Origin of the sequence: Glutamicibacter sp., assembly GCF_050701915.1 — a bacterium.
GTDB lineage: Bacteria > Actinomycetota > Actinomycetes > Actinomycetales > Micrococcaceae > Glutamicibacter.
This window is the reverse complement of sequence record NZ_JBOGEG010000001.1, coordinates 200,807-224,470: the sequence shown is the minus strand read 5'-3', so window position 1 is coordinate 224,470 and position 23,664 is coordinate 200,807. Positions and strand designations below refer to the sequence as shown.

27 protein-coding genes are annotated in these 23,664 nt (G+C 56.4%); 16 read left to right on the top strand and 11 right to left on the bottom strand.

What is annotated here, in order from left to right:
* Window positions 1–163: 163 nt before the first annotated feature.
* Window positions 164–625 (top strand): hypothetical protein, encoded by a 462-nt coding sequence (locus ACRDT3_RS01160; RefSeq protein WP_431491206.1) that lies wholly within the window; start codon window positions 164–166, stop codon window positions 623–625.
* A 34-nt stretch (window positions 626–659) separates the two neighbouring features.
* Here ACRDT3_RS01160 and ACRDT3_RS01155 read toward each other — a convergent pair whose 3' ends face one another.
* Window positions 660–1,469: a hypothetical protein gene (locus ACRDT3_RS01155; RefSeq protein ID WP_431491205.1), complete on the bottom strand. Its 810-nt coding sequence runs from the start codon at window positions 1,467–1,469 to the stop codon at window positions 660–662.
* A gap of 184 nt (window positions 1,470–1,653) precedes the next feature.
* Between ACRDT3_RS01155 and ACRDT3_RS01150 the strand changes: the two genes are divergently transcribed.
* The 7 genes from ACRDT3_RS01150 to ACRDT3_RS01120 all read left to right on the top strand — a co-directional run bounded on the left by ACRDT3_RS01150 (window position 1,654) and on the right by ACRDT3_RS01120 (window position 6,288).
* Window positions 1,654–1,788, top strand: coding sequence for a hypothetical protein (locus ACRDT3_RS01150; protein WP_431491204.1), 135 nt, complete (start codon window positions 1,654–1,656; stop codon window positions 1,786–1,788).
* Window positions 1,789–1,790: 2 nt separating this feature from the next.
* Complete coding sequence (locus tag ACRDT3_RS01145) at window positions 1,791–2,729, top strand: hypothetical protein (RefSeq protein WP_431491203.1); 939 nt, start codon at window positions 1,791–1,793, stop codon at window positions 2,727–2,729.
* 9 nt (window positions 2,730–2,738) lie between these two features.
* Window positions 2,739–3,059 (top strand): hypothetical protein, encoded by a 321-nt coding sequence (locus tag ACRDT3_RS01140; RefSeq protein WP_431491202.1) that lies wholly within the window; start codon window positions 2,739–2,741, stop codon window positions 3,057–3,059.
* Window positions 3,060–3,878: 819 nt separating this feature from the next.
* The gene (locus ACRDT3_RS01135) at window positions 3,879–4,826 is read left to right on the top strand and encodes a heme o synthase (protein WP_105656652.1); all 948 of its coding nucleotides are present in this window, start codon (window positions 3,879–3,881) and stop codon (window positions 4,824–4,826) included.
* Window positions 4,827–5,134: 308 nt separating this feature from the next.
* Window positions 5,135–5,389, top strand: a complete 255-nt coding sequence (locus ACRDT3_RS01130; RefSeq protein ID WP_431491201.1) for a PadR family transcriptional regulator — start codon at window positions 5,135–5,137, stop codon at window positions 5,387–5,389.
* Window positions 5,390–5,467: 78 nt separating this feature from the next.
* Window positions 5,468–5,839 (top strand): hypothetical protein, encoded by a 372-nt coding sequence (locus tag ACRDT3_RS01125; protein WP_431491200.1) that lies wholly within the window; start codon window positions 5,468–5,470, stop codon window positions 5,837–5,839.
* Window positions 5,840–5,847: 8 nt separating this feature from the next.
* Complete coding sequence (locus ACRDT3_RS01120; protein WP_431491199.1) at window positions 5,848–6,288, top strand: hypothetical protein; 441 nt, start codon at window positions 5,848–5,850, stop codon at window positions 6,286–6,288.
* A gap of 61 nt (window positions 6,289–6,349) precedes the next feature.
* On the opposite strand, the gene ACRDT3_RS01115 is transcribed toward ACRDT3_RS01120, so the two are convergent.
* From ACRDT3_RS01115 to ACRDT3_RS01105, 3 genes are read right to left on the bottom strand one after another with little or no spacing between them, the layout of a single operon-like run.
* On the bottom strand, window positions 6,350–7,288 hold the full coding sequence (locus tag ACRDT3_RS01115; protein ID WP_431491198.1) for a COX15/CtaA family protein: 939 nt from the start codon (window positions 7,286–7,288) through the stop codon (window positions 6,350–6,352).
* A 33-nt stretch (window positions 7,289–7,321) separates the two neighbouring features.
* Window positions 7,322–8,086 (bottom strand): ABC transporter permease, encoded by a 765-nt coding sequence (locus ACRDT3_RS01110; protein ID WP_431491197.1) that lies wholly within the window; start codon window positions 8,084–8,086, stop codon window positions 7,322–7,324.
* Window positions 8,083–9,036 (bottom strand): ABC transporter ATP-binding protein, encoded by a 954-nt coding sequence (locus ACRDT3_RS01105; protein WP_431491196.1) that lies wholly within the window; start codon window positions 9,034–9,036, stop codon window positions 8,083–8,085. Before ACRDT3_RS01105 ends, ACRDT3_RS01110 begins: the two co-directional genes overlap by 4 nt.
* Before the next feature lie 190 nt (window positions 9,037–9,226).
* On the opposite strand from ACRDT3_RS01105, the gene ACRDT3_RS01100 reads away from it, so the two are divergent.
* From ACRDT3_RS01100 to ACRDT3_RS01075, 6 genes are all read left to right on the top strand, one after another.
* Complete coding sequence (locus tag ACRDT3_RS01100) at window positions 9,227–10,012, top strand: helix-turn-helix transcriptional regulator (protein WP_105656647.1); 786 nt, start codon at window positions 9,227–9,229, stop codon at window positions 10,010–10,012.
* A complete protein-coding gene (gene sufB / locus ACRDT3_RS01095) occupies window positions 10,009–11,469 on the top strand; it encodes a Fe-S cluster assembly protein SufB (RefSeq protein WP_431491195.1) in 1,461 nt (486 codons plus the stop codon). The genes ACRDT3_RS01100 and sufB overlap by 4 nt, the downstream gene beginning before the upstream one ends.
* Window positions 11,470–11,471: 2 nt before the next feature.
* Window positions 11,472–12,752, top strand: a complete 1,281-nt coding sequence (gene sufD, locus ACRDT3_RS01090; RefSeq protein WP_431491194.1) for a Fe-S cluster assembly protein SufD — start codon at window positions 11,472–11,474, stop codon at window positions 12,750–12,752.
* Window positions 12,753–12,812: 60 nt separating this feature from the next.
* On the top strand, window positions 12,813–13,571 hold the full coding sequence (sufC, locus tag ACRDT3_RS01085) for a Fe-S cluster assembly ATPase SufC (RefSeq protein ID WP_431491193.1): 759 nt from the start codon (window positions 12,813–12,815) through the stop codon (window positions 13,569–13,571).
* Between the two features lie 10 nt (window positions 13,572–13,581).
* The gene (locus ACRDT3_RS01080; RefSeq protein WP_431491192.1) at window positions 13,582–13,926 is read left to right on the top strand and encodes a metal-sulfur cluster assembly factor; all 345 of its coding nucleotides are present in this window, start codon (window positions 13,582–13,584) and stop codon (window positions 13,924–13,926) included.
* A gap of 184 nt (window positions 13,927–14,110) precedes the next feature.
* Window positions 14,111–14,455 carry a metal-sulfur cluster assembly factor gene (locus ACRDT3_RS01075; protein WP_431491191.1) on the top strand — a complete coding sequence of 115 codons (345 nt, stop codon included), beginning with the start codon at window positions 14,111–14,113 and terminating at the stop codon, window positions 14,453–14,455.
* A gap of 1 nt (window position 14,456) precedes the next feature.
* Here the strand turns inward: ACRDT3_RS01075 and ACRDT3_RS01070 are convergent, their stop codons facing one another.
* From ACRDT3_RS01070 to ACRDT3_RS01045, 6 genes are all read right to left on the bottom strand, one after another.
* Window positions 14,457–15,638 carry a thiolase family protein gene (locus tag ACRDT3_RS01070; RefSeq protein ID WP_431491190.1) on the bottom strand — a complete coding sequence of 394 codons (1,182 nt, stop codon included), beginning with the start codon at window positions 15,636–15,638 and terminating at the stop codon, window positions 14,457–14,459.
* On the bottom strand, window positions 15,635–17,074 hold the full coding sequence (locus tag ACRDT3_RS01065) for a class I adenylate-forming enzyme family protein (protein ID WP_431491189.1): 1,440 nt from the start codon (window positions 17,072–17,074) through the stop codon (window positions 15,635–15,637). Before ACRDT3_RS01065 ends, ACRDT3_RS01070 begins: the two co-directional genes overlap by 4 nt.
* A gap of 4 nt (window positions 17,075–17,078) precedes the next feature.
* Window positions 17,079–17,660: a biotin transporter BioY gene (locus ACRDT3_RS01060; RefSeq protein ID WP_431491188.1), complete on the bottom strand. Its 582-nt coding sequence runs from the start codon at window positions 17,658–17,660 to the stop codon at window positions 17,079–17,081.
* A gap of 45 nt (window positions 17,661–17,705) precedes the next feature.
* A complete protein-coding gene (locus ACRDT3_RS01055) occupies window positions 17,706–18,311 on the bottom strand; it encodes an energy-coupling factor transporter transmembrane component T family protein (protein WP_431491187.1) in 606 nt (201 codons plus the stop codon).
* The gene (locus ACRDT3_RS01050; protein WP_431491186.1) at window positions 18,308–18,997 is read right to left on the bottom strand and encodes an energy-coupling factor ABC transporter ATP-binding protein; all 690 of its coding nucleotides are present in this window, start codon (window positions 18,995–18,997) and stop codon (window positions 18,308–18,310) included. Before ACRDT3_RS01050 ends, ACRDT3_RS01055 begins: the two co-directional genes overlap by 4 nt.
* Before the next feature lie 149 nt (window positions 18,998–19,146).
* Window positions 19,147–19,818, bottom strand: coding sequence for a LysE family translocator (locus tag ACRDT3_RS01045; protein WP_431491381.1), 672 nt, complete (start codon window positions 19,816–19,818; stop codon window positions 19,147–19,149).
* Window positions 19,819–20,020: 202 nt separating this feature from the next.
* Between ACRDT3_RS01045 and ACRDT3_RS01040 the strand changes: the two genes are divergently transcribed.
* Window positions 20,021–20,467 carry an Lrp/AsnC family transcriptional regulator gene (locus ACRDT3_RS01040; protein WP_431491380.1) on the top strand — a complete coding sequence of 149 codons (447 nt, stop codon included), beginning with the start codon at window positions 20,021–20,023 and terminating at the stop codon, window positions 20,465–20,467.
* On the opposite strand, the gene ACRDT3_RS01035 is transcribed toward ACRDT3_RS01040, so the two are convergent.
* Window positions 20,464–21,681, bottom strand: coding sequence for an MFS transporter (locus ACRDT3_RS01035; RefSeq protein WP_431491185.1), 1,218 nt, complete (start codon window positions 21,679–21,681; stop codon window positions 20,464–20,466). The genes ACRDT3_RS01040 and ACRDT3_RS01035 overlap by 4 nt on opposite strands.
* A gap of 294 nt (window positions 21,682–21,975) precedes the next feature.
* Here ACRDT3_RS01035 and ACRDT3_RS01030 point away from each other — a divergent pair, with 294 nt between their 5' ends.
* Entirely contained in the window at window positions 21,976–23,658 is a 1,683-nt protein-coding gene (locus tag ACRDT3_RS01030; protein ID WP_431491184.1) for an FAD-binding dehydrogenase, read from the top strand.
* Window positions 23,659–23,664 lie beyond the last annotated feature (6 nt).

Here is a 23,664-nt window from a genome sequence, read left to right as displayed (position 1 = left end):
GGAGGGCAACTATATGAGTATCCCAACAGGACGAGTACATCAAATTAGGCGGTGCTGAGTGGACCAAATCCCTTGGGCGGCGATAGGTGCGCCCGTTGATTGGAGGTGGGCTTGATGCCTACTCATGTTTTTCAGCCGTCCCGTAACCCGCCGAGGGGTGTAAATGCCGGTAATTCCTGAGTTCCTTGGCGGCCCGAATGGTTGGCTTGGTTACACGGCGGTCATGATCTTGCTGACCGCTTTCTTTTGGAAGCCGGTGAAGGTCGTCTGGTCGCGGCTCAAGGAGTTCGCGGCGTTCCTTGACCAATGGAATGGCAAGCCCGAGAAGAAAGACCGCTCCGGTCAAATCGTGCAGCATGCCGAACCTGGTGTGTCAGCCCGCATCCTAACGTTGGAGGAGAAGACCGAACGGATTCACCATGAGGTGACACCGAATCATGGTGGGTCGATCAAGGACGCGGTGAAGCGTATTGAGGAACGTAGCAATGAGACTGCGTACAAGCTTGCCGAGACCACGGTGAAACTAGACGAGCACATCGTCATCGCTAAGGAATCCGACAAGGCTCAAGAAAAGCTTGTCGAAGACGTTGGCAAGTTGAAATCGAAGTACGCGCCAGAATCCTAAGCCATCAGTGACTACTTCTCGCAATCTCACTTGTCTACCGAGATGTGTACCTTGGTATACCTTGGAGGACAACGCCGGCGCTGACGTTGGGCACGTCTGTGCCTACAGATAAACCGACGGTTACGTTTTCCATTCGGCTCCCTGACATGCGGGTTTGGTTGTTGGTTATCACTACTTCGGTCGGACTAATTTTGACTTCGACTCCGTTTAGTAGAAACCGCCCTCTCGATATTCTGAGCATGTTCGGGGTTTCGAACCGCATGTCCAAAAAGAATTTTCCATGGGATTCGCGAATTTTCAGGTCGCGACCAGTTAGCGCTACGTCCCAGCTCGATGTGGAATACGTAAGCACGTTGTTCTGGATCCTCAATGCCAACTCATTGAACTCATCAAAAATGTTGACGTTCAGGAGAAGGTGCCCGTCAGAAAGGATGAAGCCAAGAATGGGGATGCCGTCAATCATGAGAGGGATAATTTGGGTCCCGTGCCCCTGATCCTTGGTGGTAAACGTATTGTCACCAATGACTGTGGTGCAGTGATCGCCTGAGTAGTGCAGATCATACGGGGCCGAAACTCCGGTTCTTAGATTGAATGGGTTTTCGTTTGCTGCGGATACTGCTTCCTTTGGCAGTAGCCCGTTGGTCTTTTCCCGATGATGCTTGTCGCAAAGAAGCGTAATTTCTTCCGCAACGTGCCTTTGTACGACTGCCCACTCCATCATGTGTTCATATTCGTACAACGGTAAGCCGCAAATAACGCATCCGAATCCGCACCTTTGACGGACCGCACGCTGGATGGGGAGGGGAATATTTCTGGCCGTAGCTTTACCTTCAAGAGAATCCATATCAACAGTTTGCCAAGATCAAGTACTTAGACCTAATGCCAATCCGCGACAGTTCGTTGCGAGAGTGTCATTTGATTTCCTGGAAGAATAACCAAGCCAAACACAAGGACTAGCGCCGCTAGTCCTTTTCTTATACCCAGGCACAAACCGTGTCTGGGTTTTTCTATGCCCGAAAGGACACATCATGTCTGATCTGAACCCGATGGAAGCCATCGACCAGGAAGAGTACGACGACCCGAACCCCGAGGAAGTCACTCACCCAACCCACCCGGACTACGTCGAGCCGGCCAAGGGTATCAAGCCGCTAGGAGGCAAGTAAGCATGGCGATCCATCGAGGCTACACCGGCGCTAAGACCTGCACCAAGGGACCAACCACCGGCGCGAAGGGCGCCATGGCCTGGTTCCTTGCCAAGTACAAGGAGCAGGGCGGTCGGAACTCCGGCATCTACAACTGCCGGCCCGTGCGCGGATCCAACAGCACCACCTCGTTGCATGGTGAAGGCCGTGCGATGGACTTCGGCCTGCGCTGGTACGACAAGATTGAAATCTTCGAAGAGTTCGCCGAGCAGCTGCGCCTGAACTCCAAGGAGCTCGGAATCCAGTGCATCATCTTCAACCGCAAGATTTTCTCCGGCGGGTACAAGAACAAGGGTTGGTATAACTACATCGGCGTGAACCCGCACACCGACCACCTGCACGTGGAGTTCTCCTGGTCCGCTGCACGCCGCGACAAGGACGACACTATCGCGCTGTGGGAGCGTGAGCTGGGCGGCAAGCTGACCGGCAAGCCCGTCCCGGTCATGTCACGTCCGAAGGTCAAGGATCAGTCGCCAACCAATGTTCCGAACGGTTCCACGAACTTCCCGGACAACTACGCTGATCTGAAGATCAACGGCAACTTCCTGTCCTGCGAGGTCGGTGCCCTGCAGATCCTTCTGGAGAACGTCGTGAACGGTCTCAACAAGCAGTGGGATGGCAAGTTCGAGAAGCTGACCATCACCGACACCATGACGCTGATGCAGCGCAACGGCTACTACCTCAAGACCCCGTTCGCTGCCCGCGGCATCAAGAAGGGCACGCCGCTCAAGAAGGACGGCGACGACGGTTACTGGTTCTGGGTCGAGTTCCAGCGCATGATGGCCGATGATCTGGGCCACCGCGGCAAGGTCTACTACGACACCCGCAAGTGGCGTCTGGACGGCAAGCCGTTGAAGGAAACCGGCAAGGCCATCCAGCGTTGGCTCAACGACAACAACTAAGGAGACACCATGGCTAAGCATGCAGCCGTCACCACCCAGTCCCAGCACCCCTGGCGAGCTACCGCCCGCACGATCATCGCGGTCATCGTCGCTCTCGCGGCCATGGCACCGTCGATCTACACCGCGGCCACGATGGGCAGTCCAGAAGCTGCCACCGGCGCCGCTGCGCTGGCACTGGGTATCGCTGCGGCGATCACCCGCATCATGGCTCTGCCAGGTGTGGAGTCGTTCTTCCAGCGCTTCCTGCCTTGGTTGGCAGCCGGCAGCAAGACCGACGAACCACCTGCAGGTAATGTCGAGGTAACCGGCTCGGCCGCCCTGGACGAATAACCGAATCTGCCCCATCCTCATTGCGAGGGTGGGGCAGTTTTCTGCGTTAAGGCACAATTAGGTTATGACTGAACGGGATCCGCGTTTCGAGCGTATGAGCCGGTACGAACCAAGGCGCAGACCTTACGTGCAAGTTACCTGTCCAGACCTAGGGAAGTACCATGCGCGGGTTATTGGCTGGATCCCAGGGGAAGTGTTCATTGAGTATCCGACCAAGATCCTCGACTACGTAACCACCGGACAACTAGAAGTCGCATGGATACCGACAGCCACCGCCATACGCATCCGACGGTCGGACAGCATCTGGCTCTCAAACGAAGACGACCACGACTGGCACCAAGGCGAAGACGAGAGAATCAAATACCGGGCAGACCCATGGACCGTCTACCAACAAGAAGCCCGATAGAATTCGCCTTGTGGAAGTAACAGTGAACTACCTGCAAAACGGCGAACCCGGCGCCGTGTCAGTCATCGGTGATGACTACGAAACAGCCCGAGACCAAGCATTCGATTTAGAGCCCGAAGGGGCCGTGCGTCTCAGCATCATGGTGGATCGGGAGCGGTAGGGGAGTTGTGGCGGTTTCGTGGCGGATGGCTACCAGTAGACCGATGTTTCAGCCTTGATGGGACTGTACTAGCCGGAATTCTTGAGCCGAGCAAAACCGCCGAACTTGACCGGAATCACGCCAAAAACGGGGATCCGGTCAATCCGGCAACTACCAACTGAGTTCTATCCAGCGTAGAATGACTGTGTCTGTCTTGTACCCGTGAAGAACTGAGTGCGTTTAATTGAAGACTCAAAGTGTCGCCGCAGCATCAGTGCCCCGCGCATCGCGTCAGCCTGATGAAAATGCCGGCGACTTTCTGAAGCGCAAGGCCAATGCTTACGTGGCGTTGACCAAGCCTCGCGTTATCGAGTTGCTGCTAGTGAGCACGCTTCCGACCATGATCTTTGCCGAACGGGGTTTCCCCTCCGTCTGGCTCATGATCTCCACCCTCGTTGGTGGCGCTATGGCCGCAGGTGCTTCTGGTGCATTCAACTGCTATATCGATCGCGATATGGATAAGTTGATGAAGCGTACCAAGGGGCGTCCTTTGGTAACTGGGGACCTGACCCCGAGGGAAGCCTTGGTCTTCTCCTGGGTCTTGGCGATAGCTTCCCTGGTGGTTCTCTGGGTTGGCACCAATCCGCTGACTACCGCCTTGGGCCTGGCTGCAATCCTGCTCTACGTAGTGTTCTACACTTTGATCCTCAAGCGCCGTACCGCCCAGAATATTGTCTGGGGTGGCATCGCCGGCTGCATGCCTGTGCTGATCGCTTGGGCCGCAGTGACCAACACTATTGAATGGCCAGCGATCATCCTGTTCCTGGTGATCTTCCTCTGGACCCCTCCGCATTACTGGCCGCTGTCCATGAAGTATGCGGACGACTACAACGCGGCATCGGTGCCAATGCTTGGCGCGATCGCAAACGCACGCCGCGTTTCGGTGCAGGTTGTGCTCTACGCTTGGGCCACCGTCGTTTGCTCGATGCTGTTGGTGCCGCTGGGTAGCGCCGGCATCGTGTACACCGCAATTGCCGGCGGCGCGGGCATTTGGTTCGTCTATGAATCGCACGTGCTCTACCGCGAGGCGCAGAGTGACCACAAGCCTGCTGAAATCAACCGCAAGGCCATGAAGGTCTTCCACATCTCCATCACCTACTTGTCGATCGTATTCTTGGCCCTGGCCATTGATCCGTTCGTGGGTAGCCCGCTGTTCGGCTAGGTTCAACGCCGCAGCTGAGCTTCGCTAAGCGCCCTGCCTGGAATTCAAATGAATTTGGATTCCAGGCAGGGCGCTTTTCTTGGCTCCAGGTGCAAATGCTATGCGAGTCGGAGGATGATTCGCTGTCGCTCGTTCAGCCGGACGATGTTATGGCTAAAGGGAATATGGCTAATCTTGCTATACAAGCCTTGTTACGCAAGGAAAGTTTGGATCATGTCCGAGCAACGCGAAAAAATCGCCACAAATATACGCAAGGGAGTTCTTGAGTACTGCGTGCTGGGTACGTTAGCCAGCGGAGATAAATACGGATGGAGCTGGCTGAAGAGCTGACCGCGCGGAAGCTAACCGCGGGCGAGGGGAGCTTGTATCCACTGCTGGCGCGATTGAAGACCACTGGGCTGGTCGAAACCTACTGGGAAGAAAGCCGGTCGGGGCGCAAGCGAAAGTACTACGCAATTACTGAGCATGGGTGTCTGATGCTCGATGAATTCCGCGAAGTGTGGCAGGCAATTTCTGGGCAGGTAACTGAACTAACTGGAGGGCCACGCGGCAACGGCAGCTGAGCGGCTAAGCGTGGAGACTTACTTGCGGACCTTGGGCAAGCCCCTAAGTGATGCGCCGAGGGACACGAAGGCCGAGCTATGGGCAGGAATGATCAGCAGATCCTCGATGCGCTAGGTAGCCCTGAAGCCGTTGCAGCCCGTCTGATGGCAGGACTCGCGGTACCAGAAGAGCAGGCGCGTCTAGGCAGGAATCGCTTGCTGCTGGGTATTGTGGCACTGGTTCTCGGCGTCTTTGTTGCCATCGTCGATTGGGGTCTCTCAGATGCCATCAGTGACTTGATCTTTGGCAAGGCGGTGCCGGAAACGGAAGGTGCCAGCCAAGGATCTATCTACGAACTTGGCGCAATCCAGCTCTTGATCTTCGCGATATTCGGGCTCGGTGTAGCTGCGTCTGTTGCCGTGAAAGGAAAGCAGCGCGAATCTACAGCTTTGCTGCGGCCGTGTGCATGACAGCCCTTGTGGCCAGCTTCATTACCGGCAGTGGAATCTTCTACATCCCATCAATGGTTACCGCATGGATGCTGGCCGGGATTAACCGGGAGCTTGTGGCTTCAAAGAAGCGAGAGGGGCGTTCGAAACTGATCCGCATCGTCGGGGGCATCAGCTTGCTGTTGCCGGTGGTGTTCCTGGGATCCGGATTATTCGCGGGCATGGGGCAAGGCATTGCCGTCTATCTGTACCTTGCGCTGGGTCTGGCCTGCGCTCTCGGGTTCTTGATGAATTGGCGGATTGCGGTTTGGGCTAAGTGCATCAGCGGAGCGGTGCTCTTGACGGTTTCTTTCGTGCAGCAAGGGCTACTGCTGGCAGCATTCTGGCTGGGCGGAGCTGCTTATTCCTTCTTTGGACTTTATGGGTTGATGAGGTTCAAGCAGCGCGGAGCAGCGAGCCGACGGCGTTAAATGCCTCGGGGTTGCCACGCATTTTGAATGCATGGCAACCCCGAGGCGCTTAGTAAGAATCCTAGGAATCGTTGCGCTTGTATTCCGGCAGGAGGGCTGCGCGATCCCAGACGTCGGCTGAAGCCGCGATCAGCAAGCTGGCCCCGAGCATATGGGACAGGACCAAGATAATCGGTAGGCCGTTGAAGTGCTGGGTGTAGCCAATGGCTGCCTGCAAGGCAATGGCCAGTACCAACCACCAAATCGAAACGCGCAGACGTGCATTGCCGCCCTGCTTGTAGGCCAATACCAGTGCGACCACGGTAGCGATTACGAGCAGGTAAACCGGTGCAGTGTGCATCCGGGTGACCATCAAGGGATCGAACAAGTGGCGGGGTGCGCTCGCGTCTCCGGCGTGCGGGCCGGTTCCGGTGACAACGGTGCCCATGGCAACAGCGAGCAGCGAGAAGATCCATGCGGCAAAAGTGACTTGGCGCAGGGTCTTCGTCGTCGGGGCCACCGACTGCTTCTTGTATTCGACGCGAGTACGGTTTACCTGCAGCGTGGCCATGATGACCAAGGCACCGGAAATCAGGAAATGCACCGAAACGATCCAAGCGTTCAGTCCGGTCCACACGGTAATGGCGCCCATCAGGGCCTGCAAAGCGATTCCGGCCAGCAATCCGATGGCCAGCTTGTACAGGGTGCGGTGGGTCGGACGCATCTTCCAAACGGAGACCAGGAAGGCGACAGCGATGACCAGCAGGACGAAGGTCAGCAGGCGGTTGCCGAACTCGATGATTCCATGGATGCCCATTTCCGGGACAGGCGTCATCGAGCCGGGGACGCAATTGGGCCAGTGGGAACAGCCGAGGCCCGAATTCGTCAAGCGTACGGCTCCACCGGTAACGATAATGCCAATCTGCGAGATCAGGGATGCGATCGCGAGACCATGCACGAGGCGAGTTACCTTCGTGGGCAGTTTATCGGCCCAGCTCCGGGTGGCTAGGGCTGAAGACATTTAAATCTCCCCTTATTGGAGTTTGAGTGGTGGTTAGCTCCATTTGAACAGCTTGATGGCTGCAAAGGAGCCAACTGCTGACCAAAGGATCAAGAAGATAAGGCCAGCAATGCTGAACTGGCCGTGGATCAGGGCATCGCGCATGGCATCGCCCAGCGCTGCAGATGGCAACGCATTCAGGGTTGGTTGGGCCCAATCAGGGGCCATGCTCAAGGGGTAGAGGACACCGCCTGCACCGGCCAGCAGGATCCAGGCGAGGTTGGTGATTGCCAAGGTCGCTTCAGGGCGGACGGTGCCGGCAATGAGCAGACCTAGCGCGGTAAATGCGGCTGCGCCCAAGAGCAGGAAGAGTATAGCCGGAGCAAACCCCCAGGGGTTCGGCTGCCAATCCAGGAACAACAAGGCGACAGAGCAGATCAAGACGACCTGAATGAGCAAGACCGACAGCACGGCAATGACCTTGCCGAAAATCAGTCCGGTTTTCCCCAGTGGGGTAGTTGAGAACATGGTCAGCACGCCGTAGCGGCGGTCAAAACCGGTACCAATTCCTTGCCCGGTGAAAGCCGTCGAAATGACGCACAAGGCCAGCACGCCAGGAACGGCGGCGTCAATGCTCCGTTCGGCGACATCCTTGACCAGATCGGTCAGGGTGAGCACGAAGAGCGCAATGAGCGGCATGACAACAGCGAGAATGAGCTGTTCGCCATTGCTGAGCATCTGGATGGATTCGTATTTGCCCTGATTCAGGATTCGGCGCAGTGGCGAGACAGCATTGGAGCGTGCCTGTGTTTGGCTCATGCCTTACCCTCCTTTTGTGCGATTTCGAGGAAAACGTCTTCGAGGCTTCGTGACTGCAGGTTGAGCTCGGTTGGCAAGATGCCTTCCTGGAGCCACCATTGGGTCAGCCAGTTCAAGTGTTCGGGGGAGTTGACCCCGTCGAGGCGGTACTGGCCGGCTCCGGTCTCCTCCAGGTGCAGTCCTGCGGGTGGCTCAGGTAGGTGCAGGCCTGCTGGGGCGCAGAAGGACACCGGGCGGGTGTCCTGGTCCTCGGCAGCGCGGGCTGTCAGCTCGGCAACGGTGCCTTGAGCCACGGTGCAGCCCTTGTCGATGATGTAGACGTAGTCGCTGAGGCGTTGAGCGTCATCCATTAGGTGGGTCGTGAGGATGATGGCCTTGCCTGCATCGCGAAGTTCGGCAATGAGATCGAAAACTACCTGACGGGACTGAGGATCCAGTCCAGCGCTTGGTTCATCGAGAAAGAGTACTTCCGGATCTCCGGCCAGCGCCAGCGCCAAGGCGACGCGCTGTTTCTGGCCACCGGAGAGGCGGCGGATCGTACGGGTGCCAAATGACTCGAGATCCAATCGTGTGATCAATGTCTCAATATCAATGGGCTTTTGGTAGAGGGAGGCGACGTGCCGCAAGAGCGGAACCGGGCGCATTGAAGGAGGCAGTCCGCCATCTTGGAGCATTACTCCGACGCGGGAACGCAATTCGGGGTTATCGCCGAAGGGGTTTTGGCCCAAGAGCTCGACGGTGCCGCCTTCGGGCTGAAGCAGCCCCTGGGCACAAGCAAGGGTCGTGGATTTACCGGCTCCGTTGGCTCCTAAAAGCGTAGTGACCTGACCCGGATAAGCTTTTAGGGACACCGACTCCAGGACTCGCAACATGCGATTGTCCAAGGCGGGGACTGGACCTAAATCTTTAGCCAGCTCGTTGATGACGAGGCTGGGAGTTACAGAAGACACTGAAACATTCTACGACATGTCGAACTGGCTGAGCTGAGTGTTTTGTCACCAACCCTCGAGTTCCATTGAGGTCGGCGGGACAATGGAATTGTCAGAAGTTTGACTCAAGCAACGCACTAGTCGGGCAAGCGTGTCCTTAGTAAGTCCTTCCTTACTAGACCTAGAGCAAAAATTTACGCATGATTGTGTTGTGTATTCATCAAATTCAGAATCAGCTAGTGGCTCCACTGCCGCGACGGTTGGCGCAGTTGGGGATACCGAGGAGCGCACGCGCGACCGCGTCCTGTACGCAGTACTAGAGGACGGACCGGTCAGTGCCGCCGAGCTTGGAAGCAAGCTGGGCTTCACGCCTGCTGCGGTCCGCCGCCACCTCGACGCGCTCTCGAAATCGGGACTCGTTGAGGTGAAACTGGTAGCCAATCAGAAGACCGGTGCTGGACGCCCGTCTCGCCGTTACGTGCTGTCGCACCGCGGCCAGACGAAGTTGGGCAACGACTATCTGGAGATTGCTTCCGATGCATTGAAGATGCTCGGCGATGCGGCTGGAGAGGACGCGATTCGCAAGTTTGCGCGCAACCGGTTCGCATCAATGGAAGACCGATACGCCAAGGCGCTGGTCGGCGTTGAAGGGTTGGAAGCACGAGCAGAGGTACTGGGCAATTTGCTCAGTGCAGATGGATTCGTGGGATACACCCGAAAAGTGGATACCAAAGTGGCAACTGCTCTGATGCATAGCGTGCAGCTATGCCAGGGACACTGCCCGATACAAGACTTGGCACGAGAGTTTCCAGTGTTTTGCGACATGGAAACGGAAATGTTCGCCCGCTTGCTAGGCGTCGACGTTCGACGACTATCGACCTTGGCCGGTGGCGGACACGTGTGCACGACCCACATCCCTGTGGGGCGTGAAAAGGCGCCAATGCGCGCCGAGAAGAGAACTCGAATTCAGTTCACGAAGCAGGAGAGGCCGCGATGACGGATCAGATTGCACAGGAGTCTGCCGACCCGGGTGTAATTTCCGAAATTCTGGAGAAGAACCCCGAACTCCACGGAATCGGCAATTACGAATACGGCTGGTCAGACAAGAACGACGCGGGTGCAAATGCGCGCCGTGGCGTCGACAAGGACGTAGTGGCGAATATTTCCGCCTTGAAGTCCGAGCCAGAATGGATGCTGGAGCGCCGCCAGAAGGCGCTGAAGTACTTCGATCGCAAGCCAATGCCTACCTGGGGTCCAGACCTCTCGGGCATTGATTTCGACAACATCAAGTACTTCGTGCGTTCCACCGAGAAGCAGGCAACCTCCTGGGAAGAACTTCCAGAAGACATCAAGAACACCTACGACAAGTTGGGTATTCCCGAGGCTGAAAAGCAGCGTCTGGTTTCCGGTGTTGCCGCCCAGTACGAGTCCGAGGTTGTCTACCACCAGCTGCGTGAAGACCTTGAAGCCCAGGGCGTCATCTTCCTTGACACCGATACTGGCCTGAAGGAACACCCGGAGATCTTCCAGGAGTACTTCGGCTCGGTCATTCCAGCAGGCGATAACAAGTTCGCGTCGCTGAACACCGCCGTTTGGTCCGGTGGCTCGTTCGTGTACGTCCCGAAGGGCGTCCACGTGGAGATCCCGCTGCAGGCCTACTTCCGCATCAACACGGAAAACATGGGCCAGTTCGAACGCACCCTGATCATCGCTGATGAGGGTTCCTACGTTCACTACATCGAGGGTTGCACCGCACCGATCTACCAGTCGGACTCGCTGCACTCGGCGGTTGTGGAAATCATCGTGAAGAAGAACGCCCGCGTTCGCTACACGACCATCCAGAACTGGTCCAACAACGTGTACAACCTGGTGACCAAGCGTGCCATCTGTGAAGAAGGCGCCACCATGGAATGGGTCGATGGCAACATCGGTTCCAAGGTCACCATGAAGTACCCAGCTGTCTACCTGGTTGGCGAGCACGCCAAGGGTGAAACCTTGTCCATCGCCTTCGCCGGCGAAGGCCAGCACCAGGACACCGGTTCCAAGATGGTCCACATCGCTCCGAACACCTCCTCGGCAATTGTTGCCAAGTCGGTGGCTCGTAACGGTGGCCGATCGGCCTACCGCGGTCTGGTGCAGGTCCAGGAAGGCGCCAAGGGCACCAAGAACTCGGTGGTCTGCGACGCGTTGCTGGTTGACCAGATCTCGCGTTCGGATACCTACCCGTACATCGACGTCCGCGAAGACGACGTGACCATGGGCCACGAGGCAACCGTTTCCCGCGTGTCCGAGGAGCAGCTGTTCTACCTGCAGTCCCGCGGCCTGGCCGAGGATGAGGCCATGGCAATGATCGTGCGCGGCTTTGTTGAGCCAATCGCACGCGAGCTGCCTATGGAGTACGCGCTGGAACTGAACCGCCTTATTGAACTTCAGATGGAAGGATCGGTCGGCTAAGAATGTCGGAGACCACCACCCATATCCCAGAAGAGAAGGCGCGCATCGGCGCACCATCGATTCCTGGTTTCACCGAAGAGGGCGAAGACCTTTCGCCGATCAACGACAACGACAGCTCGCCGCTGGCCGGTGCCTCCACCAAGGCACACAGCCACGGTGGCGGCGTTGGCGTCCCCGATTCTTCGCGTGCCGGTCGACTGACCAGCACCAACGTAGATGACTTCGCCAAGCTGACCGGTCGTGAAGAGGACTGGCGCTTTACCCCGCTCAAGCGCCTGAAGGGCCTGCACAGCGATGAACTGACCGGCGCAGCTCCGAAGGTCGAGCTCACCGGCAACGACATCGCCAAGCTGTCGGTCGTTTCGGCTGATGACGCGCTGAACGGCGTTGCGCACACCCCGGATGACCGCGTGTCGGCCAACGCCTGGAAGCACGCTTCCGAGACCCATGTGGTGACCATCCCGAAGAATGCTGAGGGTGCAAAAGCAACCCTGCGCATCACCGGCGAGTCGCTGGCCGCAGCAGCTCAGCACGTGATCGTTGTGGCCGAGGAAAACTCTGAAGCTACCGTCGTGCTGGACCACGTAGGCTCCGCAGTGCTGGCCCAGAACGTTGAATTCGACGTTCAGGCCAACGCACGCCTGACAGTGATCTCTCTGCAGGCTTGGGAAGATGACGCTGTTCACGCTTCCTCGCAGCAGGCACTGGTAGCAGCTGGCGCTTCATTCAAGCACATCGCTGTTTCCTTCGGTGGCGACCTGGTTCGCGTGAATCCATCGGCTCGCTTCACCGGCGAACGCGCTGAGATCGAGCTGTACGGCCTGTACTTCGCTGATGCCGGCCAGCACCTGGAGCACCGCCTGTTCGTTGACCACGCTGTGGCCAACTGCAAGTCGAACGTGCTGTACAAGGGTGCATTGCAGGGCAAGGACGCGCACACCGTCTGGGTCGGCGACGTGCTGATCCAGAAGGCCGCTGTGGGCACCGACTCCTACGAAGCCAACCGCAACCTGGTTCTGACCGATGGCGCCCGCGCTGACTCGGTTCCAAACCTGGAAATCGAAACCGGTCTGATCGATGGTGCTGGACACGCATCGACCACCGGCCGCTTCGACGATGAGCACCTCTTCTACCTGATGGCCCGCGGCATCGATGAAAAGACCGCTCGCCGCCTGGTAGTACGCGGCTTCCTGAACGAAATCGTTCAGCAGATCGGCGATGAGGCTCTGCAGGAGCGCCTGACCGACACCATCGAAGAAGAACTGGCTGCAACTAGCAACTAGCTAGCGCCTGCTTCACCAGCTTTTTAGCCTTAGAGCTTTTAGAAAGAAACGGAACGACGTATGTCTACTCTGGAAATCAAGGACCTGCACGTCTCGATTGACACCGAGCAGGGCGAGAAGGAAATTCTCAAGGGTGTAACCCTTACTATCAAGACCGGCGAAACCCATGCAATCATGGGCCCTAACGGCTCGGGCAAGTCGACCTTGGCTTCGACCATCGCCGGCCACCCACGCTACAACGTCACCTCCGGCTCCATCACCCTCGACGGTGAAGATGTTCTGGAGATGAGCGTTGACGAGCGCGCCAAGGCTGGCTTGTTCCTGGCTATGCAGTACCCAGTAGAGGTACCAGGCGTAACCATGACCAACTTCCTGCGTACCGCCAAGACCGCAATCGACGGCGAAGCTCCTAAGCTGCGTACCTGGACCAAGGACGTCAAGGAAGCCATGAGCAAGCTGAAGATCGACGCCGACTTCGCTGGCCGTAACGTCAACGAAGGCTTCTCCGGTGGCGAGAAGAAGCGTGTAGAGATCCTGCAGCTGGAACTGTTCAAGCCTAAGTTCGCCGTGCTGGACGAGACCGACTCCGGCCTGGATGTCGACGCTCTGAAGGTTGTTTCCGAGGGCGTCAACCGCGCTCAGGACGAGAACGAGATGGGCACCCTGCTCATCACCCACTACACCCGTATCCTGCGCTACATCAAGCCAGAGTTCGTGCACGTGTTCGTGGATGGCCGTGTTGCAGAACAGGGCGGCCCTGAATTGGCTGACCGTCTGGAAGATGAAGGCTACGACCGTTACCTGAACGTCAAGGCCTAAGGTTACAGTGATGAGCGAATCGACCGAACAGAGCACGGGAGCCGCTACGACTCCTCTGGAAGACGTTGAGGAAGCGCTCAAGGACGTCATTGACCCTGAACTGGGTGTCAATATTGTCGACCTGGGTTTGCTGTATGGCCTGAAGTACGCAGAAGACGGCGTACTTTTGCTGGACCTCACGCTGACCACCGCTGCTTGCCCGCTCACCGATATTATCGAGGAGCAGGTTGGCAAGGCGCTGGAGAGCGTTGTAGACGATCACCGTTTGAACTGGGTCTGGATGCCGCCTTGGGGTCCAGAACGAATCACCGATGACGGTCGCGATCAGATGCGGGCCCTGGGCTTTAACATCTAATTACGGCTAATCCGAACAGAACCGCGTATCCCGCAAGGGGTACGCGGTTCTGTTATTTAATGCTGAGGCTCGTCTGTAACCGACTTGAGTATCGCGTGAAAAAGGTCGAAAAGGAATAAAAACGTGCGTAGAGTTGCGTTAAATTGAATAAGGATCACCTTAGGAAAAAATAGGGGAGTCGAACATGGCCGAAACAACAACAGATGCAAGTTTCCGCGCAACGCGAGCGATAGAAGAGATCGAAGTAGCGCTCAAGGATGTGATTGACCCCGAGCTGGGAGTCAATATCGTGGATTTGGGCCTGCTTTACGGACTACGCTTTGGCGACAATTCCGTTCTGGAAATCGATCTGACCTTGACGACGCCTGCCTGCCCGCTAACTGAAATTATTGAAGCGCAGATCGATGAGGCGCTGAAAAACCTGGTCGAGGATCATCATCTGACTTGGGTTTGGACTCCACCTTGGGGTCCTGAACGCATTACCGACGATGGCCGCGATCAGATGCAAGCGCTAGGATTCAATATCTGAGTCAGTAGCCATGCGATTCCGAGCGAAGCACTGACTCAAAAGCAACGGCGCTTCCGGTACCACCCGCAGCGGCCATGAGCGCGATTGCCCTCTGGCCGTCCAGTCGTGCCTGCTTTGCCTGCCAAAACAATCGAGTCGCCAGAATTGCGCCACTGGCACCGTACGGATGTCCCAACGCCAGGGCTCCGCCATTCAGATTCACGTTCTCCTCTGGAATGCCCAACTCATCAAGGCACGCTAGAGCCTGCACCGCAAAAGCTTCGTTGAACTCAATGAGGGGAGTGCCGGATGCAGTGGTGCACGGCAAAAGGCTGATGAGTTTTCGGTATGCCGGCACCGCCGCCATACCTAGAATTTGGGGATCGCAGGCACCGGAAGCAGACGCCAGGTATCTCAGCGAGAAGGTTGCGTTCAGTGCCCGACGCATTTGTTCACTCACCAATATCACCGCGGCTGCCCCATCATTGATCGGGCAGGAGTTTCCTGCGGTGACGGTGCCACCGGGTACGAAGGCAGGCTTGAGTGCAGCGAGCTTTCTGAGCGTCAGCCCGGATCTGGGACAGGTGTCTGTCGCGACTTGCCCGCTAGCTGTGCCGATGGAGACGAGTTCGTCTGTGTAGAGCCCAGCAGATTGAGCCCGCAGCGCACGCTGATGACTGCGCAAGGCGAAGTCGTCCTGCCGTTCCTGGGTAATTCCGTAGGACCGGGCAATAGTTTCCGCAGCCTCGCCCATTTCGGGATCGGGGTCTGGCGCTGGGGTGAAACGCGCACGTGAGTAGAGTCGTGGCGGCTCGAGAATCGAAGATTGCTTTTCAACGCGCCACGGAGCGGTACTCACGGATTCCACTCCACCTGCCACAACGATATGTGCTTCACCGCAGCGTATCATTCGCGCTCCTGCGGCAATTGCGTCCAATCCACTGGCGCATTGGGCATCAAGGGTAGTTGCGCTGACAGTATGGGGCAGTACCGATGCTAGCGCCGATACACGCGCAATATTTCCACCTGGACCGGCCGCATTGCCGGCAAATACATGGTCCACTTGCGCAGGGGAGATGCCGCTTCGATCCAAAAGCGTATTGATCACCCGCGCGAGCAGCTGATCAGCACCAATCCGGGAGTATTCCTTGCCCGCTCTCACGATCGGCGTGCGTGCTGCATCAACGATGTATGCCTCGTTCATCTGAGCCAGTCTCTCCGTTCGATGTCCAGGTCCTGGATTTTCAAAGCTGCGGTATTCAATTTTCCGCTGAAGGTTTCTGGCCACGATCTCAAGTAGACGATCTTGTGCGGAATCTTGTATCGGGGCAATTGCTGTTGGAGGTCGGCGAGAAGTGCCGACGGACTGCGTGGCGATGAAACGGTGTACGCGACTATTTTGGGTTCAGCGCCCGATGTGTCGACTCGCACGATGGTGCTGGACAGCCCCACGGCTTCAAGCGCCGCGCTGACTTCGCCAGGGTGCACATTGTTTCCATTGAGATTCATCATCCCGTCGTCGCGACGGGCGATCGCGATGCGAGTTGGACCCACCAGCTTCGCCCGATCTCCGATGCCGATTGAGGTACCGCATCGGGAGATGGGCGTGTCCGTGCTGGGCGCGTAGCCTTTGGCATTGAATGGGCTGTCAACATAGAGCAACCCGAATCCGGTATCGGAGCTTTCGTCATGGATGTGCGCTCGGACTCCCGAAAACAGCTGGCCTTCAAAATGCAGGGCTTTCGGCTGATTGGGCATGCGCTCGCGATAGGCGATGAGACTGTGTTCGCTGCTTCCGAAGTATTCAACGCAGCGTGCCAAAGGGGCAATCTGGTGAAGCAACTGCACGCTGTCCTGTCCCAGCGCTTCGCCGCCACTGACGACTATGCGCAGATTTGAGAGCACCGCGGGTTCGACCAGGGCAAGCACCCTGTCAAGAATTGTCGGCACGCTGACGATACGCGTGCAGCTGGACTGTCCTAGCAACGATCTGACGCCGTCGAGATCCCATTTTCCGGTAGCCAAGAAGGTGCCGCCAGCATGCACGGACTCAACCATCGCGTAGAGGCCCAGGCCATGGGATATGGGACTCGGGCAGAGAGTAGCTTGATCGGGTGAAGCACCCAGGACTGGCGCACCGGCCCTCAAGGACTCCTCCCAAGAGGCAGCCGTTCGAACCACTGGTTTGGGATGCGATGCGCTTCCGGAAGTGCAAATGATGAGGAGGTCACGGGTTCCAGGAAAATTTGTCGTGGGCGCAGCGTATTCGTCGTCCACTGGCGGCTCTGGAAAAAAGGCGAGGATCGGCACGCCGAGAGAGGACATCGGAATGGGCGAGGCAATCACGAAATCGCATTGAAGGTTGGCTGTCATGGCGATTGCCAGATTCTCGGGCCAGGCTGGGTCAATAACTGCCAAAGTTCTACCGCTGAGCACGATCGCATAGAAGGCAATAGCCATTTCTATCGGATCGCTGGTATGCACGCCGATTCGGTTGCCCGGCAATGAACCGATCTGCTGGGCGAGAGCGCTGCTTCTCCTGATCAGCTGTGCGTAGGTCAACTGGCTATCAGGTGTCAGCAAGGCAAGGTGATCCGGTCGTTGATCGGCCCACCTTGCCAGCGCACGCCACAATGCCATTGAACTACCTCATCAACCCTCGGTAGCTGCGATGCACAGTCAAAGCCACCAAAGTGGTCACTACAGCCTTGAAGATGTCCCCTGGCAGGAACCCGAGTGAGCCCAGCAGCGAAGTGCCGAGACCAAGCCCGGTAACAGCTGCAGTCCATGGAACCCCGAACAAGTAGATGACAACGACGCCGCCTAGAACTACCGAGACGAGTCCGGACACGAATCGGACAACCTTATTTTCGTTGCGCAGGACCCAGTATTTGAAGAGGGCGCCTATGACTAGGGACCCGAAAATCCACCCTACAAGGTAACCGCCTGTCGGCCCGAAGAGGACCCCAAGCCCTCCGCGTCCACCAGACAGCAGGGGCAGCCCTGCCAGCGACAGGACCACCACGACCAGTGAGGCCAATGATCCTCGCCATGGTCCCAACAAGGCGCCAGCTAGCATGACACCTAGGGTTTGCAGGGTAATTGGTACAGGAATGATCCCCAAAGTAATAGGCGGTAGAAGCCCCATGGCAGCGATCATGGCCGCAAAGACCGCTACATAGACCGTATTGCGGGTTTGCGATGTTGAATCAGTATTAGTTGGCATAGGGATTCCTTGTAAGTGCGAATGAGGTGGAAGGGAAATGCGCGGCTAGCGTCGGATTGGAGCTGAATCGTAGCCTCGGGCATCCAACGCTTCAGCCGTCTCATCGGCGATCTTCAGCGACCGGATCACTAATGGAACGCTCACGGCTAATGGATTGTTGCCGAGACCCCGAGCATGCTGCGCTTCGCGTACTTCCAGATAAACCTTTTTCAATTCCGGAATGAACCGTATCGTCATGGACAGCCCCAGCGCGATTTGCTCCGGATTTGCTCCGATGAAACGTAGTGGAGAAGCGACCTGTTGGAACAGTTCCAACATGGCGTCAAAGCTTGTGGTCAGGCTGACCGAGTAGGCCATCAGGCACATGGTCAACAGCCGCATGACGGAAACCACGGCGTTGACCCAATCGGTTTGAAGTCCCAGAAGAATGAACACGACGCCGAGAATCATGGCCAATGACAAAAGCGGCATGCGTAGCTGCTTGAATCCGACCTTGGCCGACAGCAGCAGTGCGACACTCAGGATGAACAACATCAGCAAGAGTTGCCACGAGCTAATCAAATAAAGGCCGATACTCAGAACCAGCAAGGTTCCGAATTTCCATCCGGGTCTAATGCGGGCTAGATACGAAGTATTTTTAGACGCGATCATGCGTGGCTCCACTGGCGGTAATGCGCGATCGCTTCCTCAGGTCCACCATCGAACGCGATGGTGCCGTCCGTGACCACGAGAACTCTGTCGAAATCTTCAAGGATTTCCAAATCATGCGTCACGACAATTGCGCGTTGGGCCAGCTTCGCGATCTCGCGTTGAAAGGCGAGTCGATTGCGCAGATCTAGCATCGTGGTGGGTTCGTCGAACACAATCGTTCGTGGCCGCATTGCCAGCACGGAAGCGAGTGCAACCATTTGCTGCTCACCGCCGGAAAGCGTGTGGCTTTCACGGTCTGCTAAATGCGAGATGTTGAGCTCTGCCAGGGTCTGCTGTACACGCAACTGGCGTTCTATTTTAGGGATCTGCAGGTTTTTCAGTCCGAATGCGATGTCTTCAGAGACCAGCGGCATGATGATTTGATTTGCTGGATTCTGAAAAACGAAACCCACATCCCGGCGGATTTGCTTTGCGTTCTTCCGGGTGTTCAGGTCGCCGACATATACGGCTCCTTGCGTGGGCAAGACGAGGCCATTGATCAGCCGCGAAAGCGTACTCTTTCCAGCACCATTTGCCCCGATGATGCCGATGCGCTGTTCGTTGAGCGTCAGGCGGACATCTTTGAGGACATCGCGCTCTTCAAAGCGGACAGTGACGTTCTCAAATCGTATTGGGGGTAGTTCCACGAATGCTCCAGCGCAAGGATCGTAGCTTGAACGCCTGAGTCGTTGAAAGGGCAGTAGTTCATGCTTGCGTCATCGATGGCCGAATAGCCATCGATAACGAGCATACTTGATCACCGTTCAATTGTCTTGATCAGTGTTCAATATATTTTCTATGCGACGAAAAATTGCTCGTAGATCAGGCCTGCGGACAGGAGGATCATTATGATTCCGGAGCATAGGGTTACGATGCGGGCTGCTAGCGGCCGGGAGCTGAGCAGGGCCCTAGCGGCCATTGCCACGAAGAAGTACACGAGGATTGATACCGTGAAATGAGTCAATCCGAGGGCACCTGTTTGCAGGGACAACGGAAGCGCCTGGGACGAATCCAGATACTGCGGGATGAGGGCGACGTATAGCAAAAGCGCCTTGGGGTTGGTGCCACTGGTGAGCAGGCCTTTGATGAATTGGCTGCCGCGTGATCGTTGCTGAACTTTATCCAGCAGTGCGAGGGAGCTTTCGGCACGTGCTGACGCGCGCTGAGTGGAATCGCAGGTCAGCACTTCCGTTTCGGAGACTGATGGCGCAGCAGGATCAAAGAATTTAGCGTTCTTGCAGGAACGCAGAGTCGCAATGCCCAGCCACAGCAGATAGACCGAACCGGCTGCCGTGAGCCACAGGAGAAGGGATGGGGAACTTGCGACCAAGGCAGCAATTCCGCACACCAATAAGGCGGTATGAACCAGGTATCCTGCGAGCAATCCCCATATAGCCGGGCGATAGCTCGTTTTACTAAGTGCCGAGGAAAAGATGTACGCCCAGTCTGCACCGGGCGTGCATGCCAAAGTGACCGATACCAAGAGGAATCCGGTGAACTGTGCGAGGTCCAATGCTTCTCCAAAAGATCTGAATTTCCGTGATGTGATAACTGTAGATAAAAATCGGAGAAATGTGCTTGCCATATTTTTGGGAGCAGGCACCTATAGAGCAAGAAAAAATGGTTCAAGACGTATTTGGCGCAAATTTTTTGTGCGGTACTCTGATTTCATGGATGATTTGGACCGTGCGATCTTGGCCGAGTTGCAGAACGACGGACGCATGAGCGCAACCGCAGTAGCAGCAAAAGTGGGTCTATCCGTGGCTCCCTGCCATCGAAGGATCAAAGATCTTGAGCGCAAGGGAGTGATCAGCGGATACCAAGCTGTGATTGCCCCGGAGCTCATAGGCTTGGGATTCGAGGCCCTGGTTTTCGTCACCTTAAAAGACAGGGCGCAGCTTAAGCACTTTGAACTAGCCGTAGAGCGAGAAGAGCTGATAGTTGATGCGCAACGCCTCTTCGGCGAGCCGGATTTCTTGCTGCGTGTCTTCGCGAAAGATCTGCCGCATTACCAACGTGTATACGACGAAGTACTGGTGGATCTACCGGGCGTGGAAAAGCTGACAAGCACCATCGTTATGCGAAACATCAAAGAGCGGGCAATGCTGCCCGTCTAAGAGATCTTGTCGCTCGAGTTGCGGATGCGAGTTACGGCGGGAGTCAGCAGCAAAGAGATGATGAGTACAATCGCGCAAATCCACAAAGCCTGAGGCAGCTTCAGAGTATCGACGACGAAGCCAATAAATGGTGGCCCGCCGAGCATTGCGCCGTAGCCAAAGGCGCTCACGATGCTCACAGCCTTGGGACCCAGGCGTTCGCCGCGGGACGCGGCGATACTCATGCCCAAGGGGAAGCCGAGTGAGCTACCAAGGCCCCACATCGCTGAGCCGAGGCCCACAAGGTATGGGCTTGTGCCGGTGATGAATAGGGCAACACCGAGCAGGCCGATGAGGCCCATGATTAGGAGCGTATTCTTCGTGCCAAAACGGTCTACTAAGCGACCGCCAACAAAGCGTCCCAGCGTCATTGCGGCAACGAACAGGGTGAACATGAGCGCGCCAATTTGATGCTCGAATCCGTGCCCATCAACTGAAGTAACGGCGATCCAGTCATTGGCAGCACCTTCCGTGAAGCTTAACCCGGCAACCATGATGCCCAGCAATAGCAGCAGCCAGTGCTTCTTGGTGGATTGCGCCGGCCCTTGGCGTGCATCCTGGTTGATTGGAACCAAGTTTTCGTTTTCCCAACAAGTAATACCCCTATGGGCAACATATGCGAGAACGATGATGAGCACCGCTACAAGGGAAAAGTGCCAAAGGCTAGGGATGTGCAACGCGATGGTTGCCGTTGCCATGCCGGCGCCAATTAGAGTTCCCAGGCTGAAGAATCCATGGAGGGAAGGCATGATGCTGCGACCTACGCGTCGTTCAACCTGTGCACCGCTGACATTCATCATGATGTCTAGGCAGCCAAAGGTGAGCCCGTAAAAGAAAAGGGCAATGTAGGCAAGCGTGGCATTCGCCGTTATGGAAATAGCTATGCCGAGTACGACCAAGCATGCTGCTAGTCCGATGGGTAAGCAGCATAGCAAGCGACGTGTCGGAACGAATTTGCTTACCGTCGGAATGAGCGAGATGCCGAGCAGTGTTCCGATGGTGCTGCAGACCAGGAACGACCCTAGATTTAAGCCCGAGAAATCGAAAACAGTATCGATGATGGAGAGGCGGCCCGCCCAAGTCGCAAAAGATAATCCTGCAAGAAGGAATATTAGATTGATGCTGGTGCGCTCCGTGATTCTCTGTCGCGCGAGGTGGGCGACCAGTTGGGTCATCGGACACTATCCCTTTCGATTTCTACAATTCCTAGAGTTTATCTCAAAACAGGGGGATAAGTTACTGTTCAGTCGGGATTCCGCTCGATTGTGCGCCGTTACACCGCTGGCAATCATGACATTCACAGAATCGAAAGCTCGTGCTCGGTACGTGACTGCGATCAAGGGGGAGGAATCCACGCTGGTCAGCTGGATTCAAAGCGGAGATTGCGGTTATGGTGACTTTGCTCACCGGGAAGTACGCTCGAGATAAACACTCGTTCACTACTTACGTACTGAGGTGGAGGCACTCCGATGAGTTCACAACATGGCGGCGTACTCATAATTGGTGCTGGTTTGGCTGGTTTGGTTGCAGCTTGCGAAGCACTAGATGCTGGCCTGAAAGTCAGAATCCTTGATCAGGAAAATTCGGCGAATCTCGGTGGCCAGGCTTACTGGTCCTTCGGGGGACTGTTTCTGGTGGACACTCCTGAACAGCGCCGTTTGGGAGTTCACGATTCGTTTGATCTTGCGTGGTCAGATTGGCAACATAGCGCACAATTCGATCGATTGGCTGATGAGGATGTGTGGGCGCAGCGTTGGGCCAAAGCCTATGTGGAGTTCGCGGCCACAGAAAAACGATCTTGGATCAAGCAAAAAGGTATTGATCTGACTCCGGTGGTGGGCTGGGCGGAGCGCGGCGATGGCCGAGCCGAAGGCCACGGGAACTCAGTACCCCGGTTTCACATCGCGTGGGGAACGGGTACTGGCGTGTCAGAACCATTTGCCGACAGGGTCCGTGAAGGCCTGCGTACGGGACACGTTCAATTGCTAAATCGTCACCGAGTCACAGAGCTGGTGACTACTGGCGGTTCAGTCACCGGTGTCCGAGGTGAAATATTGTCGCCCGATGATGCTCCTCGCGGGCAAAGGTCTAGCAGAAACGTGGTTTCGACATTCGAATTTTCGGCTGAGGCGGTCGTGGTTGCGACTGGTGGAATTGGAGGGAACCACGACCTGGTTCGCAAATTCTGGCCGGATAGGCTCGGCAGCGCACCGGAACACATGATTACCGGAGTTCCGGCGTACGTAGATGGAAGTGGCATCGAGTTGGCACAGGAAGCGGGAGCGCGTCTCGTTAATCGGGATCGAATGTGGCACTACACCGAGGGTATCCAGAACTGGAACTCAATCTGGCCCTCTCATGGAATACGAATCCTGCCCGGGCCAAGTCCCATGTGGTTCGATCCGGAAGGAAACCGGCTTCGCGCACCATGTCTTCCGGGGCATGACACCCTGGGCACACTGAAGTATCTTCGCACTGATCCAATTGCGCGGAAGTACGACTATTCATGGTTCGTGCTGAACCAACGAATTATCCAAAAAGAATTCGCGCTGTCGGGATCTGAACAAAATCCAGATCTGACTAATCGAGATAAAGCTGGGGTCGTGAAAGATCGGATTTTCGGGAAAGGGGCACCGGGGCCAGTTAAAGACTTCCTCGAAAAAGGTGCAGACTTTGTTTCAGCTACTACCGTAGAAGAACTTGCCACGAGAATGAATGCAATCGCACCAGAAGCGTTTATTGATCCGGAAGGGCTCCGCGAGCAATTACTTGTCCGGGATTCACAAATTGAGAATCCATTCAGCAAGGATCAGCAAATTCAGTCGATCCGCAACGCCCGCAAGTACATAGGAGACCGTCTCACCCGCGCAGTAGCACCGCACAAGATTCTTGATCCTGCTGCGGGGCCATTAATAGCCGTGAAGCTGCATATTCTGACGCGTAAATCCTTAGGAGGACTGCAGACAGATCTTTCTGGCCGAGTCCTCAAGGATGACGGAAGTGTTGTTGACGGACTTTATGCAGCCGGTGAAGCGTCCGGATTCGGCGGAGGCGGAATGCACGGATATAACGCACTAGAAGGCACTTTTTTGGGAGGCTGTTTGTTCAGTGGCCGACAGGTAGGACGAGCACTAGTGGACGCCGTGCGATAAAGCATG